Raw genomic sequence first — 12,513 nt, forward strand, 5'->3', positions numbered from 1 at the left:
CGCGCGCGTCGCTCAGCTGCCGCGATAGGTGGAATAGCTCCACGGTGTCACCACCAGCGGCACGTGATAGTGCCCTTCCGGCTCGGCGATACCGAAGCGGATCGGCACCGTGTCGAGGAAGGCCGGGCCGGGCAGGTCGAGGCCGCGCGCCCTGAAATAGGCGCCGACATGGAACACCAGCTCATAGCGCCCCGCCCGCAGCGGCGCGGCTGAGATCAGCGGCGCGTCGGTGCGCCCGTCTTCATTGGTCACCGCCGCGCGCAGCAGCGCCCGCCCGCTCGCCCCCACCTCGAACAGCTCCACCCGCACGCCCTGCGCCGGGCCGCCTCTGTGGGTGTCGAGCACATGGGTGGACAGCCGGCCATACACCTTCGGCAGGCCGGGGCCGACCACCCGCTCCACCAGCCGCAGCGCGGTGATATGGCCGATCTCGACCAGCGCCGAGGCGAGCTCCGCCTCCCGCCCCTGCAGCAGCCGGGCCTCGAAGGCATCGAGCAGCGCGTCGCGTGTCTGCCGCCGCACGCAGATCACGAAGGGAAAGCCGAAGCGGGCGCGATAGGCGGCATTCAGCCGTTCGAAGCGCGCGAATTCCGCGTCCGACAGCCGGTCGAGGCCCAGCCCCGCCTGCTCCGACACCGAGGCGGCGGCGATGCCGCCGGCCCGCGCCGCCTTGCCGGCGAGGTCGGGATGGGCGGCGACGAAGGCGATCCGCTCCGCCTCCGGCCGCGCCCACACGACGGCCATCAGACCCTCATGCAGCGCAGACACTGTGTCGAACGGCGCATGGGCGAAGGCGGCTTCCGCCACCCACGGCGCATGCTCGAAGATGCCGTCCAGCGCGGCGATGAAGCCATCCCGGTCGAGGGCGTTCAGGGCGTCGAGGGAAAGGGGCTCGGGCACGGTCATTCCTCGCTCGGCACGGCGGGCCGGAACGGATCGCCGGCCCGGTCGCGGTCATAGACGCAGCGCCCGGCGACATAGGTGGCACGCACCGCCCGGTCGTCGCCCAGCGTCATCAGCATGAACAGCGTTTCCTCGATCGAGGCGCAATAGCCGGCACGGAATTCCATGAACGGCGTCGCCCGCGGGTCGAGCACGCAGATATCGGCCTCCATGCCGGGGGCCAGCCGGCCGATCCTGTCGTCGAGCCCCAGCGCCCGCGCCCCGCCCCGCGTGGCAAGATAGAAGCCCTGCACCGCGTCGAGCTTGTGGCCGACCATGGCCGCCACCTTGTAGGCCTCGTTCAGCGTCTGCAATTGCGAGAGCGAGGTGCCGCCGCCGACATCGGTGCCGAGCCCCACCATCACCGGCCGGCGCGGATCGACCGCGTCGAACAGGCGAAACAGGCCGCTGCCCAGAAACAGGTTCGAGGTCGGGCAATGCGCCAGCGCTGCCCCGGCCTGATGGCAGGTGCAGAAATCGCCCTCATGCAGGTGGATGCCGTGGCCGAACATGGAGCGCGGCCCCACCAGCCCGGCATGGGCGTAGACATCGAGATAGGAGGCGCGGGCGGGGAAAAGCTCGCGCACCCAATCGATCTCGGCCGGGTTCTCGCACAGATGCGTCTGCAGGAAGAGCCCGTCCCGGGTCTTGAGCAACGCCCCGGCGGCGTCGAGCTGGGCCTGCGTCGAGGTCGGCGCGAAGCGCGGGGTGACGCAGTAGAGCGCCCGCCCCCGCCCGTGCCAGCGCTCGATCAAGGCGAGGCTCTCATCATAGCCGCGCTGGGCGGTGTCGAGCAGACCCGCCGGCGCGTGGCGGTCCATAAGAACTTTGCCGGCTATCATCCGCGCGTCATAGCGTGCCGCCTCGGCGAAGAAGGCGTCCACCGATTGCGGGTGCACGGTGCAGTAGACCATCGCCGTGGTGGTGCCCGCGCGCAATAATTCGCGCAGGAACAGATGCGCCACCCGGCGGGCATGGCCGGCATCAGCGAAGCTCATCTCGGCGGGGAAGGTGTAGGTCTCCAGCCACTCCAGCAATTGCGTGCCGAAGGCGCCGATCACCTGCATCTGTGGGTAATGCACATGCGCGTCGATGAAGCCGGGCACGATGAGATGGTCGGGATAATGCGTGACCTCGATGCCGGCGGGCAGCCCGTCGTTCAGCTCGGCATAGGGGCCGAAGGCGGTGATGATTCCGTCCTCGATCACGACAAGCGCATCGTCGTGATAGGCGAGGCAGGCGCGCGAGGGCTGCTCGAACGGGTTGCCCGCCAGCGTCGCCGCTGGCCCGCGCAGCACCGTCGATCGGCCGGGCACGCTCATGGCGTGGCCTCCGTCGCCGCCTGGGAGGGCAGAAGCGCATAGAGTTCATCCGCCACGAAAGGCGTGGCGCGCAATCGCACGCCGGTGGCGTCGAAGATCGCGTTGGCCAGCGCCGCAGCCACCGGGTTGAACGGGCTCTCGCTCATCGATTTCGCCCCCATCGGGCCGATCGCATCAAACGTATCGGCAAAGAACACCTCCGTGCGCGGCACATCGGCGAAGGCGGGAATGTGGTAGCCGCGAAAGCTGGGATTGGCCACGGCGCCCTCATCGTCCATCATCAGCCGCTCATAGAGCGCCGCGCCGATCGCCTGCGCCACCCCGCCCTCCACCTGCCCCCGGCACTGCATCGGGTTGACCACCGTGCCGGCATCGGCGGCGTGGACGGAGCGCAGGATGCGGATCTCGCCGGTGCGGGCATGCACCGCCACTTCAAAGCCCTGCACGTTGAACGCGACCGAGCGCGGCGTGCCCGAGGCATCGCCCAGCGCCTCCAGCGGCGCCAGCGCGGCGAGCGCGATCCGCCTGTCCCCCGCGACCACCGACTCGCCCTCGATCCGGCAATCCTCGCGGGCCACGCCCAAAAGGCCGGCGCCGGCGTCCCGGATCATCCCGGCCAGAGCCGTGGCGGCCGCCTGCGTCGCCGCGCCTGCCACCACCGTGCCGGTCGAGCCATAAGCCCCTGTATCGTGTTCCACATGGGCGGTGTCGGACTGGCGCACGACGATCTGCCCCGGCCGCGCGCCCAGCAGCGTCGCGGCGATCTGCACATGCACGGTGGTGGTGCCATTGCCGAATTCCGCCGTGCCGGTGCGCAGTTCGTAGGTGCCTGAAGTGGTTAGCGCCAGCCGCGTCTGCGCGACATGGCCACGCGGGGGAATGGTGTCGATCATCGCCGCCGCGAGACCCCGCCCGACATGCCAATCGGCGGAAAGCCTTTCCGCTGAAGGCTTATCCAGCGCCGCCGCGACATGATCGAGGCACTGGTCGAGCCCGTAGCTGCCCATGTCGACGTCGTGATGCGGCGCGCCGGAAGAGACCATCGCATCGCCCGGCCGCACCATGTTCAGCCGCCGCAGCGCCACCGGATCGATGCCGAGCTTGTGCGCCAGCTCGTCCATGGCCGATTCCACCGCGAAGATGGTCTGGCTCAGCCCATAGCCGCGAAAGGCGCCGCTGGGCAGGGAGTGTGTATAAACCGACCAGCCCTCTATCTTCTTGTTCGGGCAGCGATAAAGCGCGACGCTCTCGCCCGAGCCGTGAAACAGCACGCCGGTGGCATGGTTGCCATAGCCGCCGGTGTTCAGCAGCATCCGCATGGAAAAGGCGGTCAGCCGCCCCTCCCGTGTGGCGCCGAGCTTCACCGTCACCTTCATCGGGTGGCGGCTGGTGGAGGCGGCGAACTGCTCGTCGCGGGTATATTCCAGCTTCACCGGCCGGCCGGTCTTCAGCACCGCGAGCGCGACGATATCCTCGGTGAGCATTTCCTGCTTGCCGCCGAAACCGCCGCCGACCCGCTCGGCAAAAACCCGCACGCCCTCGCGCGGCAAATCGTAGAGCGCCGCCAGCGCGTCGCGGGTGAGGAAGGGCGTCTGGGTCGAGCTGCGGATCACCAGCCGTCCGTCGGCATCGCGCCAGCCGATGCAGCCATGCGTTTCCAGATGCGCGTGCTGCACCCGCTGGCTCTCATAGGTCGCCTCGTGGATCACATCGGCCTCGCCGAAGCCCGCCGCGACATCTCCCACTTCGCCAGCCAGCGCCGCGACGATGTTGCGGGAGGGATCATTGATGCGGCTGTCCGGGCCCTTCTCGCCATGCACCAGCGGCGCGCCTTCCGCCATCGCCAGTTCAGGGTCGAACACCGCCGGCAGCGGTTCATAGTCGACCCGGAGCGCCGCGCACCCCGCCTCCGCCGCCTGTTCGCTCACCGCCACCACCGCCGCCACGCGCTGGCCGATATGGCGCACCACATCGTCGAGCACGCGGGTGTCGTCGACATCGTCGGTGGCGTGGTGATGGCGCGCGGTGGAAAAGTGCCGCGCGGGCGCGTCCTGATGGGTCAGCACCGCGACGACGCCCGGCAGGGCGAGCGCCGCTGCCGTGTCGAGGGCGCGGATGCGCGCATGCGGATGGGGCGCGCGCAGCAGCTTCATATGCAGCAGCCCCGCCAGTTCGCCCTCCGGAGCCACATCCATCGTGTAGCGCGCCGCGCCGGTGACGATGGCCGGCCCCGCTGGCGCGGCAACGCTGCGGCCGACGCGGCCCTCCTGCGCGTCCGCCTCCACCGTCACCACGCCACCCACCGCATCGGCGATGGCGGCATAGCCGGTGCAGCGGCAGAGATTGCCCTTCAGCGCGTCCGGCAGGTCCGCCCGCTGGCCCTGGTCAAGCGCGGCAGCGGTCATCACCATGCCGGCGGTGCAGAAGCCGCACTGGAAGCCCTGCGCCTTGAGGAAGGCAACCTGCATCGGGTGCAGCCCCTCGCCTTCCGCGGTGTCCGCCAGCCCCTCGATCGTGGTGACGACGCGCCCCTCAGCGCGGAAGGCGGGGGTGATGCAGCTGTGCACCGGCCGCCCGTCGAGATGCACCGTGCAGGCGCCGCAATCGCCGGCGTCGCACCCCTTCTTCACCCCGAACCAGCCCAGCTCGCGCAGCAGCGTGCGCAGGCACTGGCCCGGGCGGGCATCGGCTGTGAGGGCGCGGCCGTTGACGGTGAGCCTCACGCGCTCTCCTCCGCCAGTTCGTCGCGGATGTCGCCGGCCAGCAAAGCGGTCATGTGGCGGCGCCAGTCGGGCCGTCCGTGCATGTCGTCATAATAGAGGGCATCGGGAATGGCCGCCGCCAGCCGGGCGGCAAGTTCGCCGGGCGTGGGCACCCCGGGAAAGGCGAGCTGCACCGGCCGGCGGGTCGACGCGGTGACAGTGAGAGCAAAGGTGCCGTCCGTGTCGTGGGTGCCGATCAGCAGCACGCCCGAGCGGCCGAGCGGGGTGAGCGAGGCGCGGCGGAAGGCGGCGCGCCGGCGCAACGCCACGGCAGGAAGATGAACCGCCCGCAGCACCTCGCCGGGCGCCAACTCCACCTCGCGCGGCCCGCGCACGAAATCGGCGATCCGGACCCGCCGCTCGCCGCCATCGGGTGTCCACACGACGCCCTCGCCATCGAGCGCGGCAGCAAGGGAGATCATCGGCCCGGCCGGCAGGCCGAGGCAGATATTGCCGCCGACCGTCGCCATGTTCCAGATCTTGAACGAGGCGAGAAAGGCACGGCAGCACTCCCGGATGAGGAAGGCCGCCCGCCACTCCATCGGCGCCTCGAAGCCGTTGAGCTGCTCGATCGTGCAGGTGGCCGCGAGGGTGAGCCCGTCCGCGTCTGCACGCAGCGCTTCCCAGCCGAGGCCGGCGAGGTCGATCAGCCGGCGGATGGAGGGCTGCGGCTCGGAGAACAGCCAGGTGCCGCCGCCGAGCACGGCGTCGCCCTCGCGCGCTGGCGGCAGTTCGGCCCGCCCGCGCGGTCGTAGCACATCCGTGACCGCGTTGAGGTCCATCCACCGATCCTTGTCGCCGTTAATTGTCGCCGATCCCGCCGCCGCTCAGCCACGCCCCACGGTGCAGACGATCTGGCCGTGCGGCTCGTCGGTCGGGGTGAATACCTGCCCGTCAAAGGCGCGGCCGAAGGGCGAGAGGTCGATGGGCAGATAGTGCTTGTTCGGGCAGGCCATGGAAATCTCAGCCACCTCCGGCACCGCGGCCAGCACCGCCTCGCCCATCTGGTACAGCGTCGCCTGCACGCCGGGGCTATAGGTGGTGGCGAACACCTTCAGCGCCGCGTCCAACACCGCGGCATTGGCGGCTTCATAGCTCTCGGGCACGCCCCTCCACAGCCACTGCGCCTCCATGGCGGTGGCGAACAGCCGGTCGGCGGTCGGCTTCAGCGTCGTCGCCTCGTCGAACCAATAGTCTTCCCAGCCGGACTGGGTGGTCTTGAGAAAGGTGAAGCCGTCGACCCCCGAGGCGAGGCGGGCGCCCTCGCGGGTAGCCGCCAGCGACACGGTAGGCTTGCCATTGCCGTCGAGCACGAAAGCATGGTCGTGCGCGGCGCCCTCGACCTCGATCCGCCGCCATTTCGTCTCCAGCGCGGAAATGTCGACGCCGGTGACATGGGGGTAGCGGTCGAGGAAATACCGCGCCAGCGCGCTGGCGAACACCTCGTTCTCCGCCCCGACATGGTCGCGGGCGACGATGTTGATGATGTTCTTGATCGAATCGGTGGCGATCACCTGCCGGTTGTCGCCCTGCGTGTAGGCCGCCGTGAAATCCCCGGTCAGCATCGCCTGCACGGAAAGCTCGCGCACCTCGTGGCGGGCGCTGTCGCGCTGCACGCGCATGATACGCACGCGGCCCTTGCCGTAGCTGTTGGAAATGAGCGGCATGGGCACTGTCCCCCCAAGGAGCGGATTGGTCGGCGGATTGGTCCGCTAACGGTTGCGCATGCGAAACCGATGCCAGTCTGGCACCGGGGCGCGCCGTGCGAAAGCCACCTAGACCAATGGGACCGAAACGCCGCAGCGCTGCCGCAGGCGGGCAAGGGCGCGGCGAAAGACCTCCCCCGTCCTCGCGCGCCTGCGCCCGCACGATCGCGCCCTGAACGCCGATAGGGACTTCCTCGGCCCGCTCCATGAGGCTGCCCTTGCCGAGGCCGGTGCGCATAGAATCTCAGCGCCTCGGTGACGCCGATGGCGATCATCGCGCCGAGGCCGGCGAGCAGGGCGGCGCGGCATGTGCGGCGGCTGATGGCGGTGCAGATAATGACGCATGTCAATGTACCAATCGGCCTGCTGTTTACCGAACAGCACAGACAGCGTGCAGCGTTCCAGCGCGGAAGCGGGTGGCGCCGACCCCGCGGCCGGGTCAACATGCGCCTCCCCTGCGCATTCCACCCCGAGACCAGCATGACCACCTCTCCCGCTTCTGCCGCCTCTGATCCTGTGCCGCGCCCCTTCCGTCTGGACGGGCGCGTCGCCCTCGTCACCGGGGCGGGGCGCGGTCTCGGTTTCGAGATGGCGAAGGCGCTTTCCGCCGCCGGCGCGCGGGTGGTGATCAATGGCCGCCACGCCGGCCGGCTGGAAGCGGCGGCCGCCGCCCTCACCCGCGCCACCGGACGGCCGATCGCCATCGCGCCCTTCGATGTCGCCGACACCACCGCCGGGCGTGCGGCGATCGCGGCCATCGTCGCGGAACATGGTCGGCTCGACATATTGGTCAACAATGTCGGCGCCCGCGACCGTCGCCCGCTGAAGGATTTCGTGCCGGGCGAGGTGGAAGCCCTGCTTGCCGCCGATCTCGTCGGGCCGATGCTGCTGGCGCGCGAGGCGGCCGAGCACATGGCAACCCACCGGCATGGTAGGCTGATCACCGTCACCTCGATCGCCGCCCACATCGCCAACCGGCATGACCCGGTCTACACCGCCGCCAAAGCCGGGCTCGGCGGGCTCATGCGCGCGCTGGCGGTGGACTATGCCCGGGCAGGGATCACCAGCAACGCCATCGCCCCCGGCATGTTCGCCACCGAAACCAATGCCGGCCTGGTCGCCGATGCCAATTTCTCGGCCTTTGTCGATATCCGGGTGCCGCTCGGCCGCTGGGGCCGGCCGGAAGAAATCGGTGCGGCCGCTGTGTTCCTGGCCTCGGATGAGGCCTCCTTCGTCAATGGGCATGTTCTTGTCGTGGATGGCGGCCAGTCGGTAAGAATGTAGCTCGTCGCCACAGCATCTTTTCGATCCGGGTGATTTCTCTGCGACGTAAAACGCTCTAGATAGCCGCGCAGGACCTGATGTAGCGGAGAGAAACGAATGAGCTTCAGCGATGAACTGCGGCAGGAGAACGCGCAGGACTGGCAGGACTGCGTCGATCACCGCTTTGTCCGCGAGATCTTCGCCGGCGCGGTGCCACCAGAGGTGATGCGCCGCTATCTGGCGCAGGACTACCAGTTCATCGACGGTTTCGTCGCCCTGCTCGGCATGGCGATTGCCACCGCCGACCGTTTCGACTCCCGCATCCGCTTCGCGCAGTTCGCGGCGATGATCACTAGCGACGAGAACACCTATTTCCAGCGCGCCTTCGTCGCGCTTGGCGTGCCGGAAGCCGAGCGCGCCCACCCGGTGCTGACGGCGCCGACCAGCGGCTTCCAGGCCTTGATGCGGGACGCCGCTGCCAGCCGGGACTATGCCAGCTGCCTGGCGGTGCTCACCGTGGCCGAGTGGCTTTACTTAAGCTGGGCGGACCGCCCCGGCGAAGATCTTCCGCCCGACTTCGTCCATGCGGAATGGATCACCCTGCACAATAATGACGGTTTTCGTGAGTTCGTCATCTGGTTGCGCAGCGAACTGGACCGCATCGGCGCAGCTAGCGATCCTGCCGGCCGGGCCGATGCCGCCGCCTTCTTCCGCCGCGCCGTGACGCTGGAGCGGGCTTTCTTCGATCACATCTACGAGTGATTCGACCGAGCCTGCTGCGCAACCCGTGACGCCCAACGATTGTACTTCACGGCGACGCTCATCAAGAAATTGTGCGCAGCTGTCTGGGTCTCGTTTATTTCCCCGCAGCCTTTGCTCTCGCGCGCGAGGTGCCAAACGCCAATACATCGGACCGCTGCCGCCATGCGGACCGCGGCGATCGGACGAAGCGAAAAACCTTTATCGCCGCAGGACTTCATTCAACTTGACCCAAGGGCCGCCGCAACATCGCACCGTGCCGCCGGAAGCCGCCATAAATAGAGACTCTGACGCGCTAGTTTTCACTTTAAGGCAAAGAAACTGCCACAACGACGCCGCTTTGCTTGTCGATTGCTTATTGACGTTTCGACGGTTGATGTTAAATCGATATCAGATTCAATGGAGAAAATAGATGTCTGAGCAGGAAAGCGTGTCGGCCGACTATCTCGGCCTCACCGCGGATGTCGTTGCGGCTTTCGTCGGCAACAACTCGGTGCCCGCCGCCGAGCTTCCGGATCTGATCGCCAAGGTGCATGGCGCCCTGCTTCGTCTCTCCACTCCCGCTCCGGCTGTCGTCGAAGAGGTTTTGAAGCCTGCGGTGCCGGTGAAGAAGTCGGTGACCCCGGAATATATCATCTGCCTGGAAGACGGGCTCAAGTTCAAGTCGCTGAAGCGTCATCTTCGCACGAAGTACAACATGACGCCCGAGGAATACCGCGCGAAGTGGGGCCTGCCGAACGACTATCCCATGGTCGCCCCCAGCTATGCTGAAGCGCGCTCCAACCTGGCGAAGAAGATGGGCCTCGGCCAGCAGCGCAAGAAGCCGGTGCCGGCCCCGGTGCCCAAGCCGCGCGGCCGCGCCAAGAAGGTCGCCTGAGGCACATATTTCGGCTGAAGCCTGTCATCGCAGCGACCACCTCGCCGCTATGCGGGCGTGACCCTTGAAGGCACAGATAGGAAGAAGGCCGCGTCGACATCGTTCGACGCGGCCTTTCTCTTTGGGTTGTGCCGCCCTCGGCGTCGCGGGGCCGGCGACGCGGGCGCCTTGCAGCGCGACCCGATCAGATTGCACAAATCTGATCAGCAAGTTGCCCTCCAACTCTAAGATAGAGACGGCATTATCCGATCAGCTTGCGATGCAAGCTGATCGGCGCGGGCTCTAGCTTTTGTTTTTACGCATTTTCTTCACGCCAGCCGGAGCCCACGTCGCTCGAAAATGCGCTAGTGGCCGGCGCCGGCGGATCGTCCCGCATCGCCGGCCAGCCAGTGCTCCACGAAGGCCTCCAGCCAGAGCCGGATGCGGGCGTCATGCTGCAGCCGGTCGGTGAAATGCGCCCGGCGCGGGCGGGCGCCCGGCAGGTCCAGCCGCTCCCCGCCCTGCACCGTCCAGCGGCACATCATGTGATGCGTCACCTCCGGGTGAAACTGGATGCCATAGGCATGGGGGCCGTAGCGGAAGGCCTGGTTGGGAAAGGTCGGCCCCTCCGCCAGCAGCTCCGCTCCTGCGGCCAGGTCGAAGCCTTCGCGATGCCAGTGGTAGACATGATCGGGCCAGTGCGCCGGGTCGGCGGGCGCTCCCCCGGCCGGGGTACGCAGCATCTGTGTTCCGGCATCGGTGGCGCGGATCGGGTAATAGCCGATCTCCACCAACCCTTCCGGATGTGGAGCGACGCGGGCGCCGAGATGGCGCGCCAGCATCTGCGCGCCCAGGCAGATGCCGAGATAGGGCTTGCCCTCGCGCAGCGGTACGCCGATCCAGTCGATCTCGGCCCGCACATAGTCATGACAGTCATTGGCGCTTTGCGGGCCGCCGAACACCACCGCCCCGGCATGGCCGGCGAGAGTGGGCGGCAAGGCTTCGCCGAGGCAGGGCCGCCTTATGTCGAGCCGATGCCCGCGCTCGGCCAGCAGCCGCCCGACGCGGCCGGGGGAGGAATGCTCCTGATGGAGCACGATGAGAACGGGAAGCGGGTTTTCTGCGAAAGCCATGATCTCGGTGCGGCACGAACCGGGTTGGAACGCTGGGCCCCCACCCAAGCAAGGATGACGCCACGATTCGCCCCGCACCTCAACCCCGCGCTTCGGCGCGGCAGCCGATCAGCCCTCGAAGGCGTCGCGCACGCGCTTGCGGATATCCACCCGGTCGCGGGACGTGATGTTGAGCAGCTCAGCCGCGCGCCAGACCAGATTGTCCTCGAATTCGGTCAGCCCGCCATCGGCATAGGCGACCTCGAACATCATCTCCACCACGCGGCGGCGGCCTTCCTCGTCCATGGCGCGGTTGAGCACGCTGGTGAAGGCGTAGAGATCGACCGCCTCGGCATCGCGGGCGATGGCGGCTTCCAGCAACTTTTCCGCGTCGTCCTCGGAGAGCGTGAAGCGGGCGGCGAGCAGACGGCGCAGCTTGTCCATCTCGTCGGCGCCGATCACGCCGTCAATCGTCACCACATGCACCAGCAGCGCGGCGGCGGCCAGCCGGTAGTCGTTCTCGGCAAAGGCGGAGGTCTCGCGACCGCCCCCGGCAATCTCGGCAATGAAATCGGTCAGCGAGCGCAGCATGCCGGACGGCTCCTCCTGCGGCGGGTCGATCGGTTCGGCAATGGGATGGGGTCCGGCGGCGGACCTGAAACGTGGGTAACGCAATCGCTGCGGGGGTGCAACGGCCGGCCGGTCGCGCGCGAGAGAAGGTGCGGCTTCGGTGCAGGCGCGCCACACCTCGTCGCCGCGCCGCGCCGGCAATCCAAGCAAAAAAGCCCGGCGGGGTCGAGGAACCCGCCGGGTCGAGGTTACGTAGGGAACGGGCCCGGGGGGCCGCCCTATTCGAGATAGTCGGCGTAGCGCGAGACGTGGTCGGCCAGCCCCAGCGCGTGGTTGCGCACCAGCACCTCGGCCGCGTTGGTATCGCGCGCTTCCAGCGCCTGGATGATGGCGAGGTGATCCTGGATCGAGCGATCGGCCCGGTTCTCCTCGCCAATGGTCTTGCGGCGGATCATCCGCATATGGGTGAACAGGTTTTCCGCCAGATTGACCAGGATGCCGTTGCCGCCCATGGCGATGATCGTCTGGTGAAACTGGATGTTCACCTCGGAATATTCGTCGAGCTTGGCATGGGGCCCGCCCGCCTCGTCGAAGGACGCAAACATCTGCCGCAGCCGGCCGATTTCCTCATCGCTGGCGTGGACGGTGATCAGCCGCGCCGCGAGGCTTTCCAGCGCCGCCCAGACCTGGATCATCTCGATCACTTCACGCCGGGTCTTGCGCACCACATAGATGCCGCGCCGCGGCACCGAATGGACGAAGCCTTCGCGTTCGAGCTGGGCCATCGCCTCGCGCACCGGGGTGCGGCTGACCCCGAGGCTCTGGGCGAGCTGGCGCTCGTCGAGGCGCACCTCGTTGGACTGGTCGTAGATGTTGAGCGAGACGATCACCTCCTTCAGCGCGGTATAGGCGCGGTTCTTGAAGGTGGACGTGTCTTCGAGCGGCGCCACGGAGAGCTTGGCCGCTCCTCCATTCACCCGGCGGATGGTGCTTTCGACGCTCATCATGATGCTTCCATCCCCCGCCGGCTGCCGGGTACCTGCCCCTGGCATCGGCGATGAAGCTTCCTATCGGCGTAGATCATTGGCGTTGCCTCCCGTCCCCCGAAACGCCGGTTCGCGCTTCCGTCCGCCGGCCACCTTCTGCTGCGTGGCTCGGGCGCCGGAGTGTCCCGCGACCGTTGATGGCCCGATTTCCCTCTCCGGGGGCGAGGGATTCGGC

11 protein-coding genes are annotated in these 12,513 nt (G+C 68.1%); 3 read left to right on the forward strand and 8 right to left on the reverse strand.

All coding sequences use genetic code 11. The features are described 5' to 3' along the window. Positions 1 to 12: 12 nt before the first annotated feature. The 5 genes from uraD to pucL are packed head-to-tail and all read right to left on the reverse strand — an operon-like array spanning position 13 to position 6,693. Positions 13 to 906, reverse strand: a complete 894-nt coding sequence (gene uraD, locus J2S76_RS04290; RefSeq protein ID WP_307057855.1) for a 2-oxo-4-hydroxy-4-carboxy-5-ureidoimidazoline decarboxylase — start codon at positions 904 to 906, stop codon at positions 13 to 15. Next, a complete protein-coding gene (gene guaD, locus J2S76_RS04295) occupies positions 903 to 2,264 on the reverse strand; it encodes a guanine deaminase (RefSeq protein ID WP_307057858.1) in 1,362 nt (453 codons plus the stop codon). The genes uraD and guaD overlap by 4 nt, the downstream gene beginning before the upstream one ends. Continuing rightward, positions 2,261 to 4,987, reverse strand: a complete 2,727-nt coding sequence (locus tag J2S76_RS04300) for a molybdopterin-dependent oxidoreductase (protein ID WP_307057860.1) — start codon at positions 4,985 to 4,987, stop codon at positions 2,261 to 2,263. The genes guaD and J2S76_RS04300 overlap by 4 nt, the downstream gene beginning before the upstream one ends. After that, positions 4,984 to 5,808: an FAD binding domain-containing protein gene (locus J2S76_RS04305; RefSeq protein ID WP_307057861.1), complete on the reverse strand. Its 825-nt coding sequence runs from the start codon at positions 5,806 to 5,808 to the stop codon at positions 4,984 to 4,986. Before J2S76_RS04305 ends, J2S76_RS04300 begins: the two co-directional genes overlap by 4 nt. Before the next feature lie 45 nt (positions 5,809 to 5,853). Next, complete coding sequence (gene pucL, locus J2S76_RS04310; protein WP_307057863.1) at positions 5,854 to 6,693, reverse strand: factor-independent urate hydroxylase; 840 nt, start codon at positions 6,691 to 6,693, stop codon at positions 5,854 to 5,856. Between the two features lie 519 nt (positions 6,694 to 7,212). On the opposite strand from pucL, the gene J2S76_RS04315 reads away from it, so the two are divergent. From J2S76_RS04315 to J2S76_RS04325, 3 genes are all read left to right on the forward strand, one after another. Further along, entirely contained in the window at positions 7,213 to 8,016 is an 804-nt protein-coding gene (locus J2S76_RS04315) for an SDR family oxidoreductase (RefSeq protein ID WP_307057865.1), read from the forward strand. Positions 8,017 to 8,112: 96 nt separating this feature from the next. Beyond that, the gene (locus J2S76_RS04320; protein WP_307057867.1) at positions 8,113 to 8,757 is read left to right on the forward strand and encodes a TenA family protein; all 645 of its coding nucleotides are present in this window, start codon (positions 8,113 to 8,115) and stop codon (positions 8,755 to 8,757) included. 409 nt (positions 8,758 to 9,166) lie between these two features. Further along, positions 9,167 to 9,631, forward strand: a complete 465-nt coding sequence (locus J2S76_RS04325; protein ID WP_018388129.1) for a Ros/MucR family transcriptional regulator — start codon at positions 9,167 to 9,169, stop codon at positions 9,629 to 9,631. 344 nt (positions 9,632 to 9,975) lie between these two features. Here J2S76_RS04325 and J2S76_RS04330 read toward each other — a convergent pair whose 3' ends face one another. The 3 genes from J2S76_RS04330 to J2S76_RS04340 form a co-directional block, all read right to left on the reverse strand. Continuing rightward, entirely contained in the window at positions 9,976 to 10,743 is a 768-nt protein-coding gene (locus tag J2S76_RS04330) for a glutamine amidotransferase (protein WP_307057870.1), read from the reverse strand. A gap of 108 nt (positions 10,744 to 10,851) precedes the next feature. Then, complete coding sequence (locus J2S76_RS04335; protein ID WP_018388131.1) at positions 10,852 to 11,313, reverse strand: tellurite resistance TerB family protein; 462 nt, start codon at positions 11,311 to 11,313, stop codon at positions 10,852 to 10,854. 257 nt (positions 11,314 to 11,570) lie between these two features. Next, positions 11,571 to 12,299, reverse strand: coding sequence for a GntR family transcriptional regulator (locus J2S76_RS04340; RefSeq protein WP_370874694.1), 729 nt, complete (start codon positions 12,297 to 12,299; stop codon positions 11,571 to 11,573). Between the last annotated feature and the right edge of the window lie 214 nt (positions 12,300 to 12,513).

It is taken from the genome of Ancylobacter vacuolatus, assembly GCF_030813595.1.
GTDB classification, from domain to species: domain Bacteria; phylum Pseudomonadota; class Alphaproteobacteria; order Rhizobiales; family Xanthobacteraceae; genus Ancylobacter; species Ancylobacter vacuolatus.

Coding starts and splice junctions, on each gene's coding strand:
- J2S76_RS04340 (WP_370874694.1), bottom strand. CDS start 12,299: ATGATGAGCGTCGAAAGCACCATCCGCCGGGTGAATGGAGGAGCGGCC.
- J2S76_RS04325 (WP_018388129.1), top strand. CDS start 9,167: ATGTCTGAGCAGGAAAGCGTGTCGGCCGACTATCTCGGCCTCACCGCG.
- J2S76_RS04305 (WP_307057861.1), bottom strand. CDS start 5,808: ATGGACCTCAACGCGGTCACGGATGTGCTACGACCGCGCGGGCGGGCC.
- J2S76_RS04335 (WP_018388131.1), bottom strand. CDS start 11,313: ATGCTGCGCTCGCTGACCGATTTCATTGCCGAGATTGCCGGGGGCGGT.
- uraD (WP_307057855.1), bottom strand. CDS start 906: ATGACCGTGCCCGAGCCCCTTTCCCTCGACGCCCTGAACGCCCTCGAC.
- pucL (WP_307057863.1), bottom strand. CDS start 6,693: ATGCCGCTCATTTCCAACAGCTACGGCAAGGGCCGCGTGCGTATCATG.
- J2S76_RS04330 (WP_307057870.1), bottom strand. CDS start 10,743: ATGGCTTTCGCAGAAAACCCGCTTCCCGTTCTCATCGTGCTCCATCAG.
- J2S76_RS04320 (WP_307057867.1), top strand. CDS start 8,113: ATGAGCTTCAGCGATGAACTGCGGCAGGAGAACGCGCAGGACTGGCAG.
- J2S76_RS04315 (WP_307057865.1), top strand. CDS start 7,213: ATGACCACCTCTCCCGCTTCTGCCGCCTCTGATCCTGTGCCGCGCCCC.
- guaD (WP_307057858.1), bottom strand. CDS start 2,264: ATGAGCGTGCCCGGCCGATCGACGGTGCTGCGCGGGCCAGCGGCGACG.